The organism is Mycobacterium sp. IDUB_9, from assembly GCF_055419505.1.
This window is the reverse complement of sequence record NZ_JBVAXU010000006.1, coordinates 310845-334586: the sequence shown is the minus strand read 5'-3', so window position 1 is coordinate 334586 and position 23742 is coordinate 310845. Positions and strand designations below refer to the sequence as shown.

Annotated in this window: 14 protein-coding genes; 11 read left to right on the top strand and 3 right to left on the bottom strand. The window is 64.0% G+C overall.

The window, feature by feature from the left end:
* Positions 1-40 precede the first annotated feature (40 nt).
* Complete coding sequence (locus ACZY08_RS24635) at positions 41-853, bottom strand: GAP family protein (protein ID WP_463746935.1); 813 nt, start codon at positions 851-853, stop codon at positions 41-43.
* A 451-nt stretch (positions 854-1304) separates the two neighbouring features.
* Positions 1305-7577, bottom strand: coding sequence for a sulfolipid-1 biosynthesis phthioceranic/hydroxyphthioceranic acid synthase (gene pks2 / locus ACZY08_RS24630; RefSeq protein ID WP_463746936.1), 6273 nt, complete (start codon positions 7575-7577; stop codon positions 1305-1307).
* Positions 7578-7986: 409 nt separating this feature from the next.
* Between pks2 and ACZY08_RS24625 the strand changes: the two genes are divergently transcribed.
* The 7 genes from ACZY08_RS24625 to ACZY08_RS24595 all read left to right on the top strand — a co-directional run bounded on the left by ACZY08_RS24625 (position 7987) and on the right by ACZY08_RS24595 (position 18590).
* Complete coding sequence (locus ACZY08_RS24625) at positions 7987-9726, top strand: AMP-binding protein (protein WP_463746937.1); 1740 nt, start codon at positions 7987-7989, stop codon at positions 9724-9726.
* 23 nt (positions 9727-9749) lie between these two features.
* Positions 9750-10550 (top strand): alpha/beta fold hydrolase, encoded by an 801-nt coding sequence (locus tag ACZY08_RS24620; RefSeq protein WP_463746938.1) that lies wholly within the window; start codon positions 9750-9752, stop codon positions 10548-10550.
* A gap of 312 nt (positions 10551-10862) precedes the next feature.
* A complete protein-coding gene (locus ACZY08_RS24615; protein WP_463747222.1) occupies positions 10863-11273 on the top strand; it encodes an MmpS family transport accessory protein in 411 nt (136 codons plus the stop codon).
* Positions 11270-14152 (top strand): MMPL/RND family transporter, encoded by a 2883-nt coding sequence (locus ACZY08_RS24610; RefSeq protein WP_463746939.1) that lies wholly within the window; start codon positions 11270-11272, stop codon positions 14150-14152. The genes ACZY08_RS24615 and ACZY08_RS24610 overlap by 4 nt, the downstream gene beginning before the upstream one ends.
* 35 nt (positions 14153-14187) lie before the next feature.
* On the top strand, positions 14188-17022 hold the full coding sequence (locus ACZY08_RS24605; RefSeq protein ID WP_463747223.1) for an MMPL/RND family transporter: 2835 nt from the start codon (positions 14188-14190) through the stop codon (positions 17020-17022).
* A 116-nt stretch (positions 17023-17138) separates the two neighbouring features.
* Complete coding sequence (locus ACZY08_RS24600) at positions 17139-17465, top strand: hemophore-related protein (RefSeq protein WP_463746940.1); 327 nt, start codon at positions 17139-17141, stop codon at positions 17463-17465.
* Between the two features lie 363 nt (positions 17466-17828).
* Entirely contained in the window at positions 17829-18590 is a 762-nt protein-coding gene (locus tag ACZY08_RS24595) for a phthiotriol/phenolphthiotriol dimycocerosates methyltransferase (protein WP_463747224.1), read from the top strand.
* Between the two features lie 29 nt (positions 18591-18619).
* On the opposite strand, the gene ACZY08_RS24590 is transcribed toward ACZY08_RS24595, so the two are convergent.
* On the bottom strand, positions 18620-19525 hold the full coding sequence (locus ACZY08_RS24590; protein WP_463746941.1) for an IclR family transcriptional regulator: 906 nt from the start codon (positions 19523-19525) through the stop codon (positions 18620-18622).
* 101 nt (positions 19526-19626) lie between these two features.
* Here ACZY08_RS24590 and ACZY08_RS24585 point away from each other — a divergent pair, with 101 nt between their 5' ends.
* The 4 genes from ACZY08_RS24585 to ACZY08_RS24570 are packed head-to-tail and all read left to right on the top strand — an operon-like array spanning position 19627 to position 23738.
* Complete coding sequence (locus ACZY08_RS24585) at positions 19627-20754, top strand: hypothetical protein (RefSeq protein WP_463746942.1); 1128 nt, start codon at positions 19627-19629, stop codon at positions 20752-20754.
* Positions 20755-20757: 3 nt separating this feature from the next.
* A complete protein-coding gene (locus ACZY08_RS24580; protein WP_463746943.1) occupies positions 20758-21540 on the top strand; it encodes an SDR family oxidoreductase in 783 nt (260 codons plus the stop codon).
* A complete protein-coding gene (locus ACZY08_RS24575; protein ID WP_463746944.1) occupies positions 21537-22682 on the top strand; it encodes a sulfotransferase family protein in 1146 nt (381 codons plus the stop codon). Before ACZY08_RS24580 ends, ACZY08_RS24575 begins: the two co-directional genes overlap by 4 nt.
* A 15-nt stretch (positions 22683-22697) precedes the next feature.
* Entirely contained in the window at positions 22698-23738 is a 1041-nt protein-coding gene (locus tag ACZY08_RS24570; protein ID WP_463746945.1) for a TIGR03617 family F420-dependent LLM class oxidoreductase, read from the top strand.
* The last annotated feature ends 4 nt before the right edge of the window (positions 23739-23742 follow it).

Genomic DNA, 23742 nt, shown 5'->3' with positions numbered 1-23742 from the left:
TCAACCTACGTTGGACAGCCGGATCATACCGACCCGCCGATCAGAGGCCGCCCACGCCCCGGAGCACCAAGGAGGCGCCGACAACCGCGCAGATGGCCGCCGCGAACGTCTGGCGATGCGCACTGGCCCATTCGTGCAACTTGCGCAGTGCCGCTTGGGTTTTCTCCGGCGCGACCACGTTGCTGACGAGAATGAACTCCTCCACGAGAAGTACGCCGAAGACGAAGGCGATCACTGCGACCAACTGGACTTCGAACGAGGCACCTGAGGCGACGACGATGGCCAGGGCGAACAGAAGTCCGTCGAGTGGCGGAATCACGATCACCCCGATGACGAAGGGAATCCACGGGGATCCGTTCTGCCAGGCTTCGCGTACGCGACCGAGCAATCCCCGAGATTTGGTATCGGCATCGTCATCGCCCGGGGTGGAGTACAGCAGTCTTGTGATCGCCGGTGGCGCACCGGAATCATCTACGAGCGTCGAGGTGGTGCCGGTGCCGTCGCCTGCCGACTTCCGATGACTACCTGCGGCGACAGGTTTCCGTAGCACGTTGCGGGCCACCATGATCGCGGCGATGGCCAGCAGAGCTATGCCGATGCCGATGGTGATGCGCTGCGTGAGCGGGTCTGCGGTGGGGTGCGCAAACTTCTGCGCGAAGGCGGACGAGGCCGGAGTGGAGTGGAGCACGAACAGTGGAATGACGAGGCTGGCCAGTCCTATCAGCACTGCGCCCGCCCAGTAGGCGAGCAGGTTTTGCACAGGCCGCGGCCGCGAGAGCACCAGAAGGATGATTCCGAGGCGCACAGGATTGATGGTCGTCAAAAGTGCCAGTACTACCAACGAGCCCCACATGACCGGAATCCTACCTCGTCTGTTATTTGCTGTATGCGTTCTTGCCGCCTGACCACGAGCAGTTTTGGGCTCGTCTGTCCGCGCGGATGCGCGGGGCTGTGTACGTCATGGTCGGCGAACCTGAACGGTTTGACCCTCATCGCGTATCGGTTCCGCGGATCTCGGTGCCACCCTGCCGATCCTCCCCGCCGTTTCGGTATTGATTTGTCCAAATGCACTGTCAATAAGCTAGTTTCGTGCACCCATGGTCGGTGGTCGCGGAAACGGGGTGAGAAACAGTCGATCGGCGCGGGTTCTGCCGGAAACCGAGGCCGGCGGCGCGCCGGAGGCGGCGGCCGACGCGGTGCAGGGGTCGGGTGCGGGCCGGATGAATCCGCGGGCACCTCGATACCGATGGCCGCTCACGTATTTGCTGGACGCGGCCGGATTCAGCTTCTTGCCGCCCCTCATCTCACGCAGCCCCCGCGGGCAGCAGCTTTTCGCACAGCAGGTCTGCCAGGCCACGCACGGTCGTGATTCCGGTCGCCGAGATCCGAATGCCGGTTTCGTTCTCGATGCGGGTACGCAGTTCGAGTGCTCCCAGTGAGTCCATGCCGTACTCGGAGAGCGGGCGGTCCGGGTCGACACTGCGGCGCAGGATGACGCCCACCTGATCGGAGATCACATGCCGCAACTTGCCGGGCCATTCTTCCGGGGGCAGCTCCTCGAGTTCGGCATGCAACTTGCCGGTGCCCGTGGCGGCCTGGCCGGTCGAGCGGAATGCTTCGGCGAACGGGCTGCGTTCGGCGAATACGCTCAACCACGGAGTTCCCGTGATCGGCGCATATCCGGTGTAGGCACGGTCATGACGTAGCAGGGCCTCGAACGCATACGCGCCCTCGTCAGGCGCTATGGCGATTCCGGCGCCCTCGGCCAGGTCGGTGCCACGCCCGATCTGGCCCCAGGCGCCCCATGCGATCGCGCTGCCCGGCAATCCCTGCGAACGGCGCCACAGGCTGAAGGCGTCCAGCCAGCTGTTGGCAGCCGCGTACGCACCCTGCCCGGGGGAACCGATCAGCGCTGCCGCCGACGAGAACGAACAGAACCAGTCCAGAGGCTGGCCCATGGTGGCCGTGTGGAGGTTCCACGCTCCATAAACCTTTGGTGCCCAGTCTCTCTCGATCAGCTCGTCGGTGATGTTGGTCAGCGCGGCGTCCTCGATCACGCCCGCCGCGTGCAAGACACCGCGCACCGGATGCCCGTCGGCGGTCGCCACGGCCACCAACCGCTCCGCGGTGGTGAACTCGGCGATGTCGCCGCACTCCACGAGTACGTCCACGCCCGTCGACCGGATGCGCTCGAGAATCTCCGAAGCCCGCTCGGTCGGCTGCGAGCGAGAGGACACCACGATGCGTCCACATCCGTTGGCCGCCATCTTCTCGGCCATGAACAATCCGAGGCCACCGAGTCCGCCGGTGATGATGTAGGCGCCATCGGGCCGGTACACCTGCACCTGTGACGGTGGGACCACCAGGCGGCTGGAGCCGGTGTGTGGAATGTCGAGGACCAACTTGCCGATATGTTGTGCGCCGCTCATCATGCGTATCGCGGTGGCGGCGTCGGCAAGTGGGTAGTGGGTGACCTCCGGTGCGGGCAGATCACTTTCCGCGGTCAGCAGATATACGGTTTCGAGCAATTCCCGGAGCCGGTCCGGATGGCTGACGGACATCAGCGCCAGGTCGACGGCATAGAACGAGAGGTTGCGCCGGAAGGGGAAGAGCCCCAACCGGGTGTCGCCGTAGATGTCCCGCTTGCCGATCTCCACGAATCGTCCGCCGAATGCCAGCAGTTCGAGGCCGGCCCGCTGGGCGGCACCGGTCACCGAATTCAGCACGATGTCCACGCCGTATCCCTGGGTGTCCTGGCGGATCTGCTCGGCGAACTCCACGGTCCGCGAGTCATATACATGCTCAACACCCATGTCGCGCAAGAGCTGTCGGCGCTGCTCGCTACCGGCGGTGGCGAAGATCTCCGCGCCCGCCGCGCGGGCGATGGCCATCGCGGCCTGCCCGACCCCGCCGGTCGCGGAGTGGATCAACACCTTGTCGCCCGATTTGACCCGGGCCATGTCGTTGAGCCCGTAATAAGCGGTGGCGGTCGCAATGGTCAATGCGGCCGCCTCGGCGTCGGTCAGTCCGGCGGGCACGGTGGCTGCCAGGCGGGCGTCGCAGGTGACGAACGTGCCCCAACAGCCGTCGGCGCACAGGCCACCGACCCGATCGCCGACCTTGTGGTCGGTCACGTCGGGTCCGACCGCGGTCACCACACCGGCGAAGTCGATGCCGAGTTGGGGCAGTACCCCATCGAAGGCGGGGTAGCGTCCGAACGCCACGAGCACGTCGGCGAAGTTGATGCTGGATGCACTGACCGCGACCTCTATCTGGCCCGGGCCAGGAGGAACATGCTCGCAGGCAACAAGTTCCAGCGACTCCAGGTCGCCCGGTGTACGGATCTGCAGCCGCATTCGGTCGCGTTCGAGATGGGCGATGGTGGTGCGGCGCTCATCGGGGCGTAGTGGGGCAAGGCACAGCCGTGCGGCGTACCACCGGCCGTTGCGCCACGCGGTTTCATCCTCCTCTGACCCGCTGAGCAGTTGGCGTGCCAGCTGCTCCACGTCGGTGGCCTCGTCGACGTCGATCTGAGTGGCGCTCAGGTGCGGATGTTCGGTGCCGATGACCCGGATCAGGCCACGGAGCTCAGCCTGGTCCAGATTGGCCACATCCCCGGCGATGACCGTTTGGGCGTTGCGGGTCACGACATAGAGGCGAGGTAGTTCGCCGCTCATCTCCGGTAGCTGTCGGGCGATGTGCACCAGATGGCACACATACTCCCGGCCCAACAGGGGTGACTGGTCGGCGTGGTCGCCATTGTTGGGCGAGGTCGTGACGACGACGGCGGTGAACCGGCCCTCCCGCAGATGATTGCCGAGTTGAGCGCAGGTCAGCGAGTCGTCTGGTTGATTGGGCCAGCTCATGGTGGTGCACTGGGCGCCACGCTCTTTCAGGATCCTGCTCAGTTCGTCGGCGACCGCATCGGGGCCGTCGGAGGCATTGATGAGCAGCCAGGATCCGGCTTCGGCGTATTCCACCTCCGGCAGGTCCCGTTGGCGCCATTCGACGGTCAGCAGTCTTTCGCTGAGAACCTGATCATCGTGTCCGCTTGAGGAGGCGCCGGTGCCCAGGCGAAGTCCCTGCACTGTCAGCAGGACGGCTCCGTCCTTGTCGAGTACATCGATGTCGGCCTCGATGCCGGTGGCGTCGGCCTTGACCAGCCGCGTGTAGCAGTAGTGTGCGCTGCGGGCCGAATCGTAGGTACGTAGCCGGCGCACACCCAACGGCAGTCCCAGAGCGTCGCCGCCGAGCGCCTGAACCTCCGGATGCGCCTCGACCGATTGGAAGCACGCATCGAGAAGTGCCGGGTGCACGCCGTACGCGTCCTGTTGTGAGCGGATCGAGCGAGGCAGGGCGACCTCGGCGAGCACCGTGCGGGCATGCGCCTCGCCGGTACGCACGGTGACCAGTCCGGTGAACGCGGGACCGTACTGAATACCATGCTGGCCCACGCGATTACGGACCTCGGCGCCTTCGTCCTCGCACGGGTGGGCGGTGAGGATCGCAGTGATGTCGTACGCGGGCGGTTGCTCATCCACGGCGGTATGCAGGGCCGCGATCGCGTGCCGCGTGTGCTGACCCTCCTCATCGGTCTCGACGATGAAGGTGGCCGCGCCGGGGGAGGACACCGAGGCGGACGCTCCGACCTCCGTCGATTCGTCCAGGAGCAGAGCCTGCTCGAACCGGATGTCACGGACTTCGGAACCCTCGCCCAGCACAGCCTTGGCGGCGGCCAGCGCCATCTCGCAGAAGGCGGCTCCCGGAAGTACCGCGACAGTACGGATTTGATGGTCGGCCAGCCACGGCTGCGCCGCGGTGCCGACATCGGCCTGCCAGACATGGCGTTCCGGTTCTTCGTGCAACCTGACGTTGGCGCCGAGCAGAGGGTGGACCGCGATGGTGCAACCACCGTGGGTCGGGGAGTCATGACCACCGCCGTCGAGCCACAGTCGGCGGTGCGTCCAGCTCGGCAACGGCGCATCCACGAGTTGACCGCTCGGGCAGAGCACCGAGAAGTCGACGGCGGCGCCCGCACTGTGGACGTCGATCAGAAGTCCGCGCAGACCATTCGGCATCGGCTGCTGTCTGCGCATCGCGGCCAGCGCGGCCATCGGAGTTTCCCGGCCTGCGGCGGTCTGCTCGAGGGCACGGGTGAGCAGCGGGTGTGGCGACAGTTCGGCGAAGACCCGATGCCCGTCCTCCAGCGCGGCTTGTACGGCGGTGGCGAAGCGCACCATCCGGCGCATGTTTGTCACCCAGTAGTCGGCATCGCACACCGGTTGTTCTCGGGGATCGAACAACGTCGCCGAGTAGAACGGGATCTCGGGTGTCATGGGTTTCAGATCGGCGAGAGCGGCCGCCAGATCGCCGACGATCGGCTCGACTTGTGGGGAGTGGAAGGCCACGTCGACGGGGACTTCGCGAGCCATCACCCCGCGCTTCTCCCAGTCGGCGACCAGATCCCGCACCGTCTGAGTGGTGCCGGCGATGACGGTCGACTGTGGTGAAGCCACCACTGCCACCACGACATCGTTGATGCCGCGGCCGGTCAACTCGGAAAGTACTTGTTTGGCAGGTAGTTCCACCGCGGCGGTGGCACCTTTCCCGGCAATGCGGGACATCAGGCGAGACCGGCGGCAGATGAGCCGCAGCCCGTCATCCAGAGACAGCGCGCCTGCGACGACAGCTGCTGCGCCCTCGCCCAGGGAGTGGCCGATGACCGCACCGGGGTGCACGCCGTGTGTCTTCATGGTGGCGGCCATGGCGACCTGCATGGTGAACAACGTCGGCTGCAGACGGTCCTGACCGGTGACGACGTCCGCCGACGACATCGCCTCGGTCACCGAGAATCCGGACTCGGCCAAGATGATCGGTTCGGCCTGCGCCACCGTGGCGGCGAACACCGGTTCGGTCGCCAAGAGCTCGGCTCCCATTCCCGCCCACTGCGAACCCTGACCCGAGAACACCCAGACGGGACCACGATCGTCGCGTCCGACCGCCGGCTGATACGGGGTATCGCTGTCGGCGACCTCGCGCAAGGCCGAGATGAGTTCCGGTCGGCCGCTCGCACTGACGGCGGTGCGTACCGGCCGGTGCCCCCGTCGGCGTGCCAGGGTGTAGGCCAGATCGGGTAGTGCGACATCATCATGTGCCTGCACCCAGTCCGCCAGCCGGCCGGCCGTGTTCCGCAGTTCGTCGGCCGAGGTCGACGACAACGGGAACAACATGGGTTCGGTCGCCGATCGGGGTTCCCGGCCTACTGCGGCGGGGTCTGCCGGCTGTTCCGGTGCTTGTTCCAGGATGGCGTGGACATTGGTCCCCGACAGCCCGTACGACGAGACTGCTGCCCTGCGGGGATGATGCCCGTCGGTGCACCACGGCGTGGTCTCCTGGGGCACAAAGAGATTGGTCTGGATCGCGGCGAGCTGCTCGGGCAGACGGGTGAAATGCAGGTTTTGCGGAACCTCGCCGTGCTGCACGGCGAGGACGGCCTTCATCAGGCCGATGGCTCCAGAAGCTGCCTGGGCGTGCCCCAAATTGGTCTTGACCGATGCCAGCGCACAGGGGCCGTCAGTGCCGTAGACCTTGGCCAGGCTCGAGTATTCGATAGGGTCGCCCACCGGTGTCCCGGTGCCGTGCGCCTCGACCATGCCGACTGTGACGGGATCGACGCCGGCGGCAGCCAATGCCGCTCGGTACACCGCGGTCTGTGCGGCATCCGATGGCGTCGCGATGTTCACGGTGTGACCGTCTTGGTTGGCGGCGGTGCCACGCACGACGGCCAGGATTCGATCGCCGTCACGCAGTGCGTCGGGCAGCCGCTTGAGCAGGATGACGACGCAGCCCTCTCCGGACACGAACCCGTCGGCCGCGGCATCGAAGGCGTGACAGCGCCCGGTCGCCGAGAGCATTCCCTCCGCCGAACCCGAAGCGAACTTGCGCGGGTCCAGAGCCAAGGTGGCGCCACCGGCCAGGGCGAGATCGCTCTCGCCCTCATGCAGGCTGCGGCACGCCAGATGTACGGCAGTCAAACCCGAGGAACATGCGGTGTCCACGGTGAGCGCGGGGCCGTGGAGCCCGAGCGCGTAAGCGATCCGCCCGGACGCCAGACTGAAGTTGTTGCCGCTGAAGCCATATGCGGCTTCGAGAGCTTGCGCGTCGGCAGCGAGCATCTGATAGTCGGCGTGCGTGAGGCCGACGAACACTCCGGTCGGTGAATCTGACAACGCCTCCCGGGTGAGGCCGGCATTCTCCATGGCCTCCCAGGCGGTCTCCAACAACAACCGGTGCTGTGGATCGAGTGCGGCGCTCTCTCGTTCGTTGATACCAAAGAACTCCGCATCGAATCCGGCGACGTCATCGAGGAACGCACCCCACTTCGACACCGACCGACCAGGCACCCCGGGTTCCGGATCGTAGTATTCGTCGGCGTCCCAACGGTCGGGCGGAACCTCGGTGACCAGGTCATCGCCTCGGATCAACGCCTCCCACAACCGCTCGGGCGAATCGATGCCCCCCGGGAGCCGGCAGGACATGCCGATGACCGCAACCGGAGTAACTGGTGTGACGCTCAAATTGCCCTCCTCCCGACAGGCCTTTCCGCGGTCCGGCCGCTGTCAGGCTCGATGCCCCCTATTCGTGCGTCGGGCCGCAGAATTAGACCGCTTATGTGGTGCGGCCATTAGGGGCTCAACGCCCGCCAAGGCGGTCGTAATCAATAACAGTATGGTTCGCTGCGGAATGTTGTCGCAGAATCCGTTCAATCGATCGCGAAGATGCCCCCGATTGCAAGCACTTCGCGCGCTTCACCAGGCAAATACCTTGATTGTCAAGATCAGAGGCCATCGTTGTGCGCGCGCCATGGCTTCGCTCGCAGCGATCGACGGCGGGGAATGACCTCGATGTGATTCATATGGTCATCGAAATATAGTTTGCTGATGGTTCCGGATATGTTGTTGCGATTAGCGCGATACTCTGACGTCCGTGGGCGAGGCATCCATTTTGACGCTGCTGCGGGATCGAGCTGGGCTGCAGGGCGACGACACGGCGATGACGTTTGTTGACTACGAAAATGATTGGGAAGGCTCAACCGAGAGCCTGACGTACGCGCAGCTGTATCGGCGTGCGGGTGGCGTTGCGCGGGAACTCGGGAGGTTCGGCGCGCCCGGCGACCGCGCACTCATCCTGGCGCCACAGGGCCTGGACTACATCGTCGCCTTCTTCGGTGCGCTGCAAGCGGGGCTGATCGCCGTCCCCTTGGCGGTTCCACTCGGTGGCGTCAGCGACGAGCGGGTCAGCTCGGTGCTCCAGGATGCGGCGCCCACGGTCATCCTCACCACTTCCGCGGTTTCCGGCGCAGTGAGCGATTTCGTCGGATCTGCGGCCGGCGGATCCGCTCCGGCGGTCGTCGAGGTCGACACGTTGGACTTCGATGCTCCGGCAGCGCATGGAGCCCCGAGTGAAAGCGTGACGGAGACAGCGTATTTGCAGTACACGTCGGGCTCGACGAGGAACCCGGCCGGAGTGATGATGTCGCACCGAAACCTGCTGGTGAATTTCGAGCAGCTGATGTCGGGCTACTTCGCGGAATTCGGAAACGTCGTCCCGGAGGGTTCGACCATCGTGTCGTGGCTGCCCTTCTATCACGACATGGGTCTGTACCTGGGGGTCTGTGGGCCGGTGCTGTCGGGCGTTCCCGCAGTACTCATGAGTCCGGTGGCCTTCCTGCAGCGCCCGGCCCGTTGGGTGCAGATGCTCGCGACCAACGGCCGTACCTACACGGCCGCACCGAACTTCGCATTCGAACTGGCGGTGCGCAAGGCTTCGGACGAGGACATGGCCGGTCTGGATCTGTCGGACGTTCTCGTCATCATCACCGGAAGTGAGCGTGTGCACCCGGCAACGCTCGAGCGCTTCACCCAGCGCTTCGCTCGGTTCAACCTGCCGGGGAAAGTGATACGCCCGTCTTACGGAATGGCCGAAGCCACGGTGTACATCGCCACTCGCGAATCGGGTGAGCCCCCTGCGATCGTGCGTTTCGAGTCCGAACCGCTGACCGCGGGCACTGCGCGGCGCTGCCAGAACGGAGCCGGCACGCCTCTGGTCAGCTACGGCGTCCCGGTATCGCCGCTGATCCGGATCGTAGATTCCGAGACGAGCTCCGAATGTCCGGCCGGAACCGTCGGAGAGATCTGGGTATACGGCGAGAATGTCGCGAGCGGATACTGGCGCAGACCGCAAGAGACGGAATCAACCTTCGGTGGGAAGCTTGTCGCTCCTTCGGACGGCACGCCCGAGGGGCCTTGGCTGCGCACCGGGGACTCGGGATTCATGTTCGACGACGAGCTGTTCATCATCGGTCGTATCAAGGATCTGCTGATCGTGTACGGGCGTAATCACTCTCCCGACGACATCGAGGCGACGATCCAGGAGATCAGCCGGAGCCGGTGTGCGGCCATAGCCGTCCCGGACGGCCATACCGAGAAGCTCGTGGTCATCGTCGAAGTCAGGACGCGGGCGCCGTCGCCCGAGGCGCCGGAGGATCCGCTTTCTGTCGTCAAGCGTGAAGTGACCTCGGCGATCTTCAACACGCACAGCCTGGGTGTCTCAGATCTGGTTCTGGTGCCGCCCGGTTCGATTCCGATCACCACAAGCGGAAAGGTCCGCCGTGCGGCGTGCGTCGATCAGTACCGGCAGGGCGAGTTCGCCCGCCTGGACGCATGAGCAGCCGTGTGGGCGGATGACGGGTGAACCTGGCCTACGAAGACCGCGGCGACGGTGAGCCTGTGCTGTTCATCGCCGGGCAGGGCGGTGTCGGACGTACCTGGGATCTTTATCAGGTGCCCGCATTCCGCGCCGCGGGCTATCGCGTCATCACCTTCGACAACAGGGGTGTGGGCGCGACGTCGGACGGCGACGGCTTCACCACGGCGACGATGGTGGCCGACACGGCGGAGTTGATCGAGCGACTCGACATCGCCCCCGTCCGGGTGGTGGCGGTGTCGATGGGCTCGTATATCGCGCAGGAGCTGATGCTAGCCAGGCCTGAACTGGTGAGCCGGTCGGCGTTGATGGCCACCCGTGGGCGCCATGACTGTACGCGCGAGTTCTTTCGTATCGCGGAGCGGGACCTTGCCGATGCCGGTGTGCGGTTGCCCGCCACATATGACGCGAAATTGCGCCTGCTGGAAAACTTTTCACCGAAGACCTTGAACAACGAAGGCTCTGCTCGGGACTGGATCGACACGTTCACCAGATGGCCGGCGAAGGTGACACCGGGAATTCGCGCTCAGTATGGCGTCGCTCCGCTGGAAGATCGAAGGCCGGCCTACCGGACGGTCAACACTCCGGTGCTCGTGATCGGATTCGCCGACGATCTGGTGATGCCCCCGCATCTCGGGGCCGAAGTCGCAGATGCCCTGCCCAACGGGCGCTATCTTGAGATTGCGGACGCGGGCCACCTTGGCTTCCTGGAACGGCCTCAAACGGTGAATTCGGCAATCTTGAATTTCTTTGCAGAGTCACACAACGGCCATTCAGTCACATGAAAATTGTTAGCCGCGTTAAATTGAGTTCCACGGCGGCGGCCCCGCCAAATGCATTACGATCCCGTATCACCTTGGGAATGGACAGATATGGAGGTTGCCTGAATGCTCTACTGGTCAGGCTCGGATCGTCCTGCCCGGGCTGTTGCATGCTTGCCGTGACACCCATTTGCGGCAGGCCCGAGAGCACTGCCGTAAATGAATCGCCGGCGTCTTTCGGGTATCGGTCGATGCATTTCGCCGGTACCTGCGGCGCGGATTGTCCGGATTGGGCCACGGATTCAGGGGGTTGGTGATTTGGGGGTTCTGAAGCGGATATGGATTCCGCTGTTGGTAGTGGTGGTCCTCGGTGCCGGAGGATTCACCGTTATGCGGCTGCATGGTGTCTTCGGCTCTCAGACTCGCCCCGCATATGCCGACACAGAGCTCGAGGAACGTAGGCCGTACGATCCGAAACAATTGGTATATGAGGTGTTCGGCCCGCCCGGGACGGTGGCGAACATCAGCTACTTCGACGTCGATGCCGAGCCGCGGTTCGTCGAAGGGGCAAGCCTGCCATGGTCGTTGAAGTTCCCGATGACCGAGGCCACCTCCATGGTCAACGTCATCGCGCAGGGAGACAGCGACAGGATCGGCTGCCGCATCATCGTCGATGACGAGGTCAAGGCGGAGAAGGTCGAGAACGGCGAGAGCGCCTTCACCTACTGCCTCCTGAAGGCCGCATGAGTAGCCAGAAGACCGGCGGCAAACCGCCATTCGTAGCAAGGATGATCCGCGTACTGGCGGTGCCGATCATCATCGGTTGGTTGGTGATCGCCTATGTCTTGAGTGCCGTCGTTCCCCCGCTCGAGCAGGTGGAGAAAGAGCACTCCGTATCCCTGATCCCCAATGATGCACCGTCGTTCGAGGCGGTCGAGCGCATGGGCAGGAACTTCGGCGAAGCCACCTCGAACAGCGCGGCGATCATCGTTCTGGAAAGTGAACAGCCCCTGGGCGACGATGCACACCTCTATTACGACGATCTGGTTCGTCAGCTGAAAGCCGACACAGCGCATGTACAGCACGTCCAGGATTTCTGGGGCGACCCACTCATGGCGGGCGCAGCGCAGAGTGCCGACAGCAAGGCCGTGTACGTCCAGATGGGTCTCGCGGGCGACCTCGGCCAAGCGCTTTCCAATGAATCGCTGGAAGCGGTCCGGGGCATCGTCGATCGGAGTTCACCACCGCCGGGCGTGAAAGCCTATGTCACCGGCCCGGCAGCGATGGTCGCCGATTTGAGTGCGAGCGGCAACAAGACGGTCCTGCTGGTCACCGGTCTGAGCCTCGCGGTGATCCTGGCGATGTTGCTCTTCTTCTTCCGTTCGATCTTCACGGCCGTGATCCTGTTGTTCCTGGTGGGCATTCAATTGCAGGTGGCCCGAGGAGTGGTCGCACTTCTCGCCGATCACGGTGCGATCGGGCTTTCCACCTATGCCGTCAACCTTCTGGTGACCCTCGGCATCGCGGCGGGAACGGACTACGGCATATTCTTCGTCGGGCGTTATCAGGAAGCACGTCAGGCCGACGAGGATCGCGAAACCGCCTTCTACACCACATATCTCAGTGTCGGCAAGGTGGTGCTGGCATCCGGCTTGACCATCGCCGGCGCTGTTTTCTGCCTCAGTTTCACCCGCTTGCCCTACTTCCGGACCCTCGGTATCCCATGCGCACTGGGCATGATGGTGGCAGTTGCGGTGGCACTCACGCTGATCCCGGCCGTTCTCGCACTGGGTAGTCGATTCAAGCTGTTCGAGCCCAAGCGCAAGATCATCGTTCGCCGTTGGCGCCGAATCGGCACGGCGATCGTTCGTTGGCCCGCACCCATCCTGGTTGCCACCTGCGCGGTGTCGTTGATCGGGCTGCTGGCGCTGCCTGCGTACCAGCCCGGGTACAACGATCAGCAATACCTGCCCAAGGACATTCCCGCCAACGCCGGATATGAAGCCGCAGCCCGCCATTTTCAGCAGTCACTGATGGCCTCGCCCGACATCCTGCTGGTCGAGGCCGACCGCGACATGCGTAACCCGGCCGACTTCCTGGTGCTCAACAAACTGGCCAAGGGCGTGCTGTCCGTCCCCGGAGTCGCCCGGGTGCAGTCGGCGACACGACCCGAGGGTATTCCCCTCAAGCACACGACGATTCCGTTCATCATCAGCTCCTCGAATGCCGGCCAGATGCAGCTGTTGCCCTTTCAGAAGGCCCGGATGAACGACCTGCTCGCTCAGGCCGACGAAATCACGAAAACCATCGCGGTGATGCAACGCATGTACGGGCTCATGCAACAGCTCGCGGTCGCGACCAACGATGTGGTCAGCAAGACTCACGACCTGGAAGACGTCACGCTCGAGCTGCGGGACCACATGGCGGATTTCGACGACTTCTGGCGCCCGATTCGCAACTATTTGTACTGGGAGCCCCACTGCTTCAACATCCCACTGTGCTGGTCGACGAAATCCCTGTTCGAGGCGCTTGACGGCGTCGACAAACTCACGGTGACGATGCACGATCTGATCGGCAACCTCGATCAACTCAATCTGCTTCTGCCGCAGATGATCGCGCAGTTCCCGGCCATGATCACCACCATGCAGAGCACGCGGTCCATGATGCTGTCGATGCGCAGCACCATGGGGGGAATCCTGGCGCAGATGGATGAGATGTCCGAGGGTGCCACCGCCATGGGCAGAGCCTTCGACAACGCACAGAATGACGATTCCTTCTATATCCCGCCCAACGTGTTCAAGAACAAGGACTTCCAGAGAGTGATGGACGTCTTCTTGTCGCCGGACGGGAAAACGGCGCGGCTGCTCATCACCCAGCGAGGCGATCCGGCGACACCTGAAGGTATTGCTCGCGTCAACCCGATCAGAACAGCTGCAGAGGAGGCGCTCAAGGGCACACCGCTGGAGAACGCCAAGATCCTCCTCACCGGGAGCTCGGCCATGGCCAAAGATCAGGTGGACGGGTCGACCTATGACTTGCTGATCGCCGGAATCGCGGCGCTGTGCCTGATTTTCATCATCATGCTCATCATGATCCGGAGCCTCGTCGCGGCCTTGGTCATCGTCGGGACGGTGGCGCTGTCACTCGGCGCGGCGTTCGGGCTCTCGGTGCTCATCTGGCAACACATTCTCGGGATCCAGTTGAACTGGATCGTGCTCGCGATCGCACTCATCATTCTTTTGGCTGTCGGCTCTGACTACAACCTGCTGCTGGTGTCCCGGATGAAAGAGGAGATCAAAGCCGGCATCAACACCGGCATCATCCGTGCCATGGCCGGCAGCGGAAAGGTCGTGACAGTCGCGGGTCTGGTGTTCGCCTCGACGATGTTCGCGTTGTTGGCCAGTGATGTGCGCACCATCGGCCAGGTTGGTTCGACGATCGGTATCGGTCTGCTCTTCGACACCTTGGTTGTGCGCGCGTTCATGACCCCGTCCATCGCCGCTCTGCTGGGCAGATGGTTCTGGTGGCCGCTGCATGTCCGTCAGCGGCCCGCCAGCGCGATGCTCCGGCCGACCGGCCCTCGCCCGCTGGTCCGTTCCCTGTTGCTCAAACCCGACGAACGTTGACGGCGGTGAGCAACAAGCCGCCGTTTACTGCCAGGATGATCCATCGGCTGGCGGTGCCGATCATCCTCGGATGGTTGGTGATCGTCGCGATTCTGACCTTTGCCGTTCCGTCCCTCGAACAGGTGGGGCGGCAGTATTCCGTCTCGCTGGTCCCCAAAGACGCCCCGTCATTCCAGGCGGCGCAGCGCATGGGCAAGAGCTTCGAGGAATCCGATTCGGACAGTGTGGCGATGGTCGTCCTCGAGGCAGACCAACCACTCGGCGATGAGGCGCACCGCTACTACAACGAGCTGGTTCGCCAGCTGAAAGCCGACACCCGGCATGTGCAGCACGTGCAGGACTATTGGGGCGACCCCCTCACGGCGACCGGTGTCCAGAGCGCTGATGACAAGGGCGTTTATGTCCAGTTGAACCTCGCCGGCAATCAAGGTGAATCACTGGCCAACGAATCCGTCGAGGCAGTCCGGGACCTCGTCGCGCGGACGCCGCCGCCCCCCGGCATCAAGGCCTACGTCACAGGGCCCGCGCCGTTGGTCTCGGATATGAACCACGCCGGCGACAAATCCATCATCAAGATCACCATCGTCACGCTCGTGGTGATCTTCACGATGTTGCTCCTCGTCTATCGCTCCGTCGTCACCGCGGTGCTTCTCCTGGTCATGGTCGGGGTACAGGTTCAGGCGGCGCGCGGAGTGGTCGCGCTCCTCGGTGAACACCAGGTGATCGGTCTGTCGACCTTCGCGGTCAATCTCCTGGTCTCCCTGGGGATCGCGGTGGGAACCGACTACGGCATATTCTTCCTCGGCCGCTATCAGGAGGCACGTCAGGCGGGCGAAGACCGCGAGGCCGCCTTCTATACGACGTATCGAAGCGTGGCCAAGGTGGTGCTGGGTTCCGGCCTGACCATCGCCGGAGCCATCTTCTGCCTCAGCTTCGCTCGGCTGCCCTATTTCCAGACCATGGGTGTCCCCACCGCCGCCGCGATGATCGTCGCGGTCGCGGTGGCGCTCACGCTGGTGCCGGCCGTTCTTGCGGTGGGCGGTCGCTTCGGGCTCTTCGAACCCAAGCGCAAGATCATCGTCCGGCGGTGGCGGCGGCTCGCGACGGCGATAGTCCGTTGGCCCGCACCGATTCTCATCACCGCCTGTGTGATCGCGCTCATCGGGTTGCTGGCGCTGCCGGCCTACCAGACCAGCTTCAACGACCGCCTCTACGTGCCTGCGGACATTCCGGCGAATATCGGATACGCAGCCGCCGAACGGCACTTTCCGCAGTCCCGGATGACGCCCGACGTCCTCATGCTCGAGGCCGATCACGACATGCGCAATCCGGCAGATCTGTTGATATTGAACAAGCTGGCGAAGGGTGTTTTCGCCGTACCGGGCATCTCCCGGGTGCAGGCGATCACCCGGCCTGAGGGCAACCCGATCGATCGGACCTCGATCCCGTTCTTGCTCAGTATGCAGAGCGCAAATCAGAAGCAGGTCTTGCCGTTCCAGCGGGACCGCATGAAGGACCTGTTGAAGCAGGCGAACGATCTGACCACGATGATCAACATCACGCAGCGTCTCTACGATGTGGGCCTGAAGATGGCCGACACCACCCATGCGATGACGCAGGACACACATGAGTTGGACGCCGTCACCGATGAATTGCGCGACCATATCGCTGATTTCGACGACTTCTGGCGGCCCATCCGTAACTACCTCTATTGGGAGCCGCACTGCTTCGACATTCCCATCTGCTGGTCGTTCCGATCCCTCTTCGACGCGCTCGACGGGGTCGACGCGGTTTCCGACGGAGTGCACGATCTCAGTCTGGGGACGGACCGGCTCGATACGCTCATGCCCCAGATGATCGGCCAGTTCCCGCTGATGATCGCCAGCATGAGGGCGATGAGGGCCGGCCTGATGACCATGCACAGCACCATGGCGGGCTCCCTGGCGATGATGGACGAGGTGGGCGAGGATGCCACCGCGATGGGCCAGGCATTCGACGCGGCCCGCAACGATGACTCCTTCTACCTTCCGCCCGAAGTCCTTGAGAACAAAGACTTCAAGCGCGCGATGAACCTGTTCTTCTCGCCGGACGGGAAGTCTGTTCGCTTCATCATTTCGCACCGGTCCGATCCGGCGACGCCCGAAGGCATCTCGAGGGTCGACGCGGTGAGCAAGGCGGCCGAAGAGGCGCTCAAGGTGACCCCACTGGAGAACGCCAAGATCTATTTGGCCGGTTCCGCGCCGACGTTCAAGGACATGCGTGACGGGGCGACATACGATCTGCTGATCGCCGGGGTGGCCGCACTCTGTCTGATCTTCGTGATCATGTTGCTGGTCACGCGAAGTCTCATCGCAGCCCTCGTCATCGTCGGCACGGTGGCACTGTCACTCGGCGCGGCGTTCGGCCTCTCAGTGCTCATCTGGCAGCACATCCTCGGCATAAACCTCCACTGGTTGGTGCTCGCGATGTCCGTGATCATTCTTTTGGCCGTCGGTTCTGACTACAACCTGCTGTTGGTCTCCCGGATGAAGGAAGAGATCGGCGCGGGTATCAACACGGGCATCATCCGGGCCATGGGCGGTAGTGGAAAGGTCGTGACGGCGGCCGGCCTCGTGTTCGCGTTCACCATGATGTCGATGGTGGCCAGTGATCTGCGAATCATCGGGCAGATCGGTTCCACCATCGGTATCGGTCTGCTGTTGGACACCCTGGTGGTTCGCGCGCTGATGACTCCGGCCATCGCGGCGTTGCTCGGCCGCTGGTTCTGGTGGCCGCAAATGGTTCGCCAGCGGCCCGCCAGTGCGTTGTTGCGGGATACGGCTTCGCGGCCCGTTGTCCGCTCCCTGTTGCTGCCGTCCGACGAGAGGTGACGTATGGCAACACTCTTGCGTACGCAATTACGTGTGCTTCCGCATAGCAAATCTCGAAAACCCGGGCCTGCTGACGTCGCGGGGGTAGAGTCCGGACAGGGGGAGGAGGTCCTCACATGACGAAGCGTTCGTCGATCAAATCGGTTGTCGCAGTCGGTGGTCTGGCATTCTCGATGATCGCCGGGGCCGGTGTCGCGTCGGCAGATCCCAGGTTGGATTCTGCCGTCAACAGCTCCTGTAGTTATCCGCAGGTGATGGGCGCTCTGAACGCGCAGAGTCCCATGGCAGGCGCATCGCCGGCAGTTCAGGATGTATTGCGTCAGTTTCTCGGCTCACCGCGGGATCAACGGCAGCGCATGGCTGAGGGCATAGCCGCCCAGCCGGCCAATCAGCCGTATCTGGGGTTGCTGCAGACAGTCTTCGACACCTGTAACAACTTCTGAACACGGCGCCGCAGCGCACCGGCCGTCGCCGCGAGCGCCCTGGACCGATCGTCGGTCGCCTTGTCGGTCAAGGCGCTTCCGATGTGCAGTGATGCCGCCAAGACCTGACGGTAGACGTGGCGGGCCCTATTGCAGGCGCACCGCGCCCGCGCACCGTGGTGTTCATCGAAATGGTGCCCTCGACGGCTGACGCGGCGACCACGAGCGACGAACGGTGGCGGCTGAAATCAATGTCGCGAAGACTTGTTTGCTCGTTTCGTATCCAGCAAACTGTCGTGTTTGGGAGAATCAGCTATGACGCTCAAAGACCGGCTCTACATCGGCCGGCTCTACAATCCCATCGGCTGGAAGCTTCTTCCCACGATGACCAGGTACAGCTATCCCTGGATGACCCGCCGACTCTCGGCCCACGACGTCGTGATGATGAACAACGGCTACGAAGAGGACCCTCCTATGGGGTTGAAGCTGGAAGAGTCCGACGAACCCAGCCGCTACCCCCTCCAGCTTTACCACGCCACTGCCACGCAAGCGGGCGACCTCACCGGTAAGCGAGTGCTGGAGGTCGGTTGCGGCCACGGCGGCGGCGCCTCCTACCTCACCCGCACGTATCGGCCCGCCTCCTATACAGGGTTGGACCTGAACTCTGCCGGCATCGAGTTCTGCCGCAAACGCCATCAGATACCCGACCTGGACTTCGTCAGCGGGAACGCTGAAGACCTGCCATTCCCCGATGAATCATTCGACGCTGTGATCAATGTCGAGTCTTCGCACTGCTACCCGCATCTCAACGTTTTCCTGGATGAGGTGGCGCGCGTGTTGACCCCGGGAGGGCATTTCCTCTACACGGATTCCCGACCGAAGGAACTGCTCGACGACTGGGACGCGGCGCTGGCCAAGACGCGCCTACAGATGATCTCGCAACGCGACATCAGACTCGAGGTGATGCGCGGGATGCAGACCCGATGGGAGCTGGCCGGTATGAGCAAGGGCGACCAGCTCGCACTGAAGCAGCTGTTCGGGCTACGCGACGACATGGACATGAAGAACGGGAAGGTCTACCACGAATTGGAAACGGAGGGCTTCGCGTACCGGATCTATCTCTTCATCAAACCTCCCGCGGACTGATACGCCTGGCCCCTGAGGCTGCAGTCAACTCAGTGCGTCGGCTTGGTCCCGCCGAGTTGGCTGGTCAATGCGTCGGCCGTCGCGACCAGTGCGCGGGCCCGATCGCTGATCCCCTTATCCGTCAATGCGGTTCCGATATGCAGTGACACCGCCATCACCTGGCGCTGATAGTGGTCGAACACCGGCGCGGAGATGACGCTGATGTCATGCGGCGTTCGGCCGTTCGGTCCCTCGTCACGCAGATACACCCGCTCACCGATATCGGACACCAACTCACTCAGCAACGCACGCAGTTCGTCGGGCAGGTTGGTCGACATCCCCGCCATCAGCGCATAGAGCCGGCGGCCCCCCGGTGTGAGGCGTTCCACCAGATATCCATCGGCGCGGCAGCTTTCGATCACCCGGTGCAGTCGGGCGGATTCGGTGCGCAGCGGAATGGTCGGCACCTTGGCCAGCCAGGCGCGCAGCGCGTCGTCGTCCCACAGCACGAACATCAGACCGACGGGCGGCGCGAACGGATAGCTCTGCCCCACCCGCACTCCGGGGTCCCGCCCCGGCGGGCCGACCAGCTCCAGCACGGTGATCCGGTCGTCGACGACGGCGGTGAGGCCCGCGGAGGTGTCGAAAGTGGCTGACAGCGCGAGCAGTTCGGCACGGGCCGCCGGGTTGACGCGCATCGACTCCTGCGCAGCGTGGCCGAGCGAGATCAGGCTCGGCCCAAGGCGGTACGTCTTGTCTTCGCCATCACGGATCAGGTAGCCCGATTCCGTGAGTGTGCTCAGGATGCCCAGGCAAGTCGGCTTGCTCAGCCCGACCTGACGGGTGAGCTCGGAGAGCCCGAACCGCTCCTGCGGATGGCGGGACAGAAAATCCAGGATGGCCACCACCCGGGCAGTGGGTGGTGAGGCACGGCCGGCGGGCTCGGCTTCGGGCATCTGACCTCCACGGGCGTTGACTCGAATTGGAACGCGTTCTAGTGTCAGGTAGGAAACTCTACCACTGCGGTCCAATATTGGACCGAGAGAGCGGGGGTCGCATGTACTCGCAACCATTGGCCGACGCCATCGCCGAGGCCGAAGCCCTGGTCACAGCAGCGCCGTTCATCGAATCCGAGGCGGATCTCACCGAGGGTCTGCAGTACCTGGCCGGCTGTATCGCGGCCTGCACTCACGTCGCGTTCGACTACGACCGCGACCACCCGTTCCTGCACAGCGGAACCGGGCCGTTCACCAAGATGGGCCTGGACAATCCCGACACCATGTACTTCGGCACCCGGGTTCAACCCGGCCACGAGTACGTCGTCACCGGAAAGCGGGGCACCACCACCGACGTCAGCTTCCAGCTGCTCGGCGGGGAGTACACCGACGAGAACGTGCCCGACAGCGAGACCGCATTCGATGATCGCAAGCTCGACATCGCCGCAGACGGCACCTTCGAATGGCGGTTCACCCCGGCTACGCCCTCGCAGCTGGTGATCCGCGAGGTCTACAACGACTGGTCGGCGCAGCGCGGCACCTTCGCGATCTCGCGTACCGACACCGCCGGCACCGCGCCGGCGCCACTGACCCCTGCACTCATCGAGAAGCGTTACGCCACTGCGGGTAAGCAACTTGTGCAGCGAGTCAAGACGTGGCTGCAGTTCCCGAAGTGGTTCTACGACAACCTGCCCGTCAACGCGCTGACCGCACCACGCCTCACCCCCGGCGGGCTTGCCACCCAGTACTCGTCGGTCGGGCACTACGACATGACGCCGGACCAGGCGATGATCATCACGCTGCCGGTCTCGGACGCGCCCTACCTGGGCTTCCAGCTGGGGAGCCTCTGGTACATCTCTCTGGACTACATCAACCACCAGACCTCACTGAACGGCACGCAGGCGCAAGCCGACCCGGATGGCAAGATCCGGATCGTGGTGTCCGAGAACAATCCCGGCGTTACCAACTGGTGTGAGACGCTGGGCCATACCAAGGGTTATCTGCAATTCCGCTGGCAGCGGGTCTCGCGCGAGTTGAGCGCCGCGGACGGCCCGACTGCGGAGCTGGTGGACATCGGTTCCGTGGCCGAGAAGCTGCCGTACTACGAGAGCAACAAGATTTCCGACGACGATTGGCGAGCGCGGATCGCGCTGCGTCAGAAGCTTATTGGCGAAAGGATGGTGGGCTGACCGATGGCCGGACTGCTGGATGGCAAGGTAGTGGTGATCAGTGGCGTCGGACCCGGGCTCGGGACGACTCTGGCCCGCCGATGTGCGGAGAACGGCGCCGACCTCGTGTTGGCCGCCCGCACGGTGGAGCGGCTCGAGGACGTCGCCAAAGAGGTGACGGCACTGGGCCGTCGCGCGCTCGCGGTGGGCACCGACATCACCGACGAGGAGCAGGTCGCCAACGTGGTGGCCCGCACGATGGAGGAGTACGGCAAGGCTGACGTGTTGATCAACAACGCGTTCCGGGTGCCGTCCATGAAGCCGTTCGCGAACACCACTTTCGAGCACATGCGGGATGCGATCGAGCTGACCGTGTTCGGCGCGCTGCGCATGACCCAGGGCTTCGCTCCGGCCCTGGAAACCGCCAACGGCTCGGTGGTGAACGTGAATTCGATGGTCGTGCGGCACTCGCAGGCCAAGTACGGCGCCTACAAGATGGCCAAGTCGGCCCTGCTGGCCATGTCGCAGACCCTGTCCACCGAGCTGGGGGAGAAGGGTATCCGGGTCAACTCGGTGCTGCCCGGCTACATCTGGGGTGAAACTCTGGAGGGCTACTTCAACCACCAGGCGCAGAAGTACGGCACCACCGTCGACGAGATCTACAAGGCGTCGGCGGCCGGGTCCGACCTCAAGCGGCTGCCGACCGAGGACGAAGTGGCCTCGGCCATCCTGTTCATGGCTAGCGATCTGTCCAGCGGTATCACTGGCCAGGCCCTCGATGTGAACTGCGGGGAGTACAAGGCATGACCCCACGCACAAATGTCGGCACCGTCGAGGATCTGCATGCCTCGGCGGTAAAGGCCTGCGGACTCGATGATTTCGGGGCCGACGACGACAACTATCGGGAAGCACTCGGGGTGCTGCTGGAGTCCTATCAGCGTGACGCCGATCTGACCGAGCTCGGCAGCAAGATGCAGCGCTTCTTCACCCGGAATGCGCTGGTGGCCCGTCTCGTCTCGGAGGCTGCGTTCAAGCAGTATCCGCAGCACGTCGATGTGCCCATCGAGCGGCCGATCTTCGTCACCGGCCTGCCGCGCACCGGGACCACGGTGATCCACCGGTTGCTGACCGCGGATCCCATGCATCAGGGTTTGGAGATGTGGCTGGCGGAGTTCCCGCAGCCGCGGCCGCCGCGCGAAACCTGGCCGGACAACCCGGTCTTCAGTGCGCTCGATGCCCGGTTCAAGCAGGCGCACGAGGAGAACCCGGACTACACCGGGCTGCATTTCATGACCGCAGACGAGGTCGAGGAATGCTGGCAGTTGTTGCGCCAGTCGTTGCACTCGGTGTCTTACGAAACGCTGGCCCACGTACCGACCTACTCCCAGTGGCTGGCCCGTCAGGACTGGTCCAAGCCGTATGCCCGGCACCGGAAGAATCTGCAGTTGATCGGCCTCAACGAGCCCGAGAAGCGTTGGGTACTAAAGAATCCCAGTCACCTGTTCGCCCTGGATGCGCTGTTCGCAACGTACCCGGACGCACTGGTGGTCCAGTGCCACCGCCCGGCAGAGACCATCATGGCCTCGATGTGCTCACTGGCCCAGCACACAACCGCCGGGTGGTCCAATACGTTCACCGGGAACGTCATCGGCGAAGACTCCATGGAAACCTGGTCGCGCGGACTGGAGTTGTTCAATGCCGAACGGGCCAAGCATGATCCGGCGCAGTTCTGCGATGTGGACTATTTCGAGTTCGTCGAGGACCCGATCGGTGCGGTCGAAGGCATCTACCGCACGTTCGGTCTGGACTTCACCGACGCCGCGCGGCAGGCCATGGTCGACAGTCACAACGCCAGCAAGCAAGGGCCGCGTGCACCGAAGCACACCTACTCACTGGCCGACTACGGGTTGACCGCTGAGACGGTCAAGGAGCGGTTCAAGGGGCTGTAGGGTCAAACCCCTGAGATGAAGGTCTATCTGGCGCTCGACCCGCGGATGCCGCTGACCGCCACCGCGGACTACGCGCGGCGGGCCGAGCGCCTGGGCTGTGACGGCCTGCACGTCGCTGAGACCGTGCACGACTCCCTGGTAGTCGCGCTGCTGGCGTTGGAGCACACCTCGCGCATCACCGTGCGTACCGCCGTGACACTGGCATTCGTGCGCAGCCCCACACTGACGGCGTACACGGCGTGGGATCTCTCGGTGCTGTCCGGCGGACGATTCGAGCTGGGCCTCGGCACGCAGATCAAGCAGAACATCGCCGACCGTTACGGCATGCCGTGGACCGATCCGATTACCCGGCTCCGGGATTATGTGGGTGCGCTGGACGCCCTGTTCGACGCGTTCCGCACCGGGGACACAGTGTGTTTCGAGAGTGAGAACTACCGGCTGACCCGGATGCAGCCCTACTTCAATCCCGGCCCGAGTGACGCGGTCCGCCCGCCGATCTGGCTGGGTGCGGTCAACGCCGGAATGTGCGAACTCGCCGGCGGCGTCGCGCGCGGGATCGTCACGCACTCGACCAACTCGGACCCCGGCTACCTGCGTGACGTGGTGCGCCCGGCATTGGCACGGGGCGCCGAGGCTTCCGGCAGGGCAGACACACCGCTCGTCATGGCCTCGACGGCCATCGCCACCGGCCGCACCGACGAGGCGGTGGCCACGGAACGGGAACGGCAGCGCCGGATGCTGGCATTCCTGTACTCGACGCCGGCCTATGCGACCGGTCTGGTCTGGCGCGGCCTGGCTGAACTGCCGGATCAGCTGCGGTCGTTGGTGCGTACCGAGCTGTGGGACGAATTGCCCTCGGTGCTGACCGATTCCATTCTCGACGAGCTGTTGGTGTGCGGGCGCCATGATGAATTGCCCGCGATGTTGAAGGTGAGATTCGGCGATGTCGCCGACGGCATCGTGCTGCCGCCGTTGGGCGATGGGGACGACGACGAGTCGCTGGGTGCCTGTGTGGAGGAGTTGCGGCGGGGGAGTGCCGCACCGAGATTGCACTGAGGGA

Coding starts and splice junctions, on each gene's coding strand:
- ACZY08_RS24610 (WP_463746939.1), top strand. CDS start 11,270: ATGAGTAGCCAGAAGACCGGCGGCAAACCGCCATTCGTAGCAAGGATG.
- ACZY08_RS24570 (WP_463746945.1), top strand. CDS start 22,698: ATGAAGGTCTATCTGGCGCTCGACCCGCGGATGCCGCTGACCGCCACC.
- ACZY08_RS24585 (WP_463746942.1), top strand. CDS start 19,627: ATGTACTCGCAACCATTGGCCGACGCCATCGCCGAGGCCGAAGCCCTG.
- ACZY08_RS24605 (WP_463747223.1), top strand. CDS start 14,188: ATGATCCATCGGCTGGCGGTGCCGATCATCCTCGGATGGTTGGTGATC.
- ACZY08_RS24595 (WP_463747224.1), top strand. CDS start 17,829: ATGACCAGGTACAGCTATCCCTGGATGACCCGCCGACTCTCGGCCCAC.
- ACZY08_RS24575 (WP_463746944.1), top strand. CDS start 21,537: ATGACCCCACGCACAAATGTCGGCACCGTCGAGGATCTGCATGCCTCG.
- ACZY08_RS24580 (WP_463746943.1), top strand. CDS start 20,758: ATGGCCGGACTGCTGGATGGCAAGGTAGTGGTGATCAGTGGCGTCGGA.
- ACZY08_RS24635 (WP_463746935.1), bottom strand. CDS start 853: ATGTGGGGCTCGTTGGTAGTACTGGCACTTTTGACGACCATCAATCCT.
- ACZY08_RS24600 (WP_463746940.1), top strand. CDS start 17,139: ATGACGAAGCGTTCGTCGATCAAATCGGTTGTCGCAGTCGGTGGTCTG.
- ACZY08_RS24590 (WP_463746941.1), bottom strand. CDS start 19,525: ATGCCCGAAGCCGAGCCCGCCGGCCGTGCCTCACCACCCACTGCCCGG.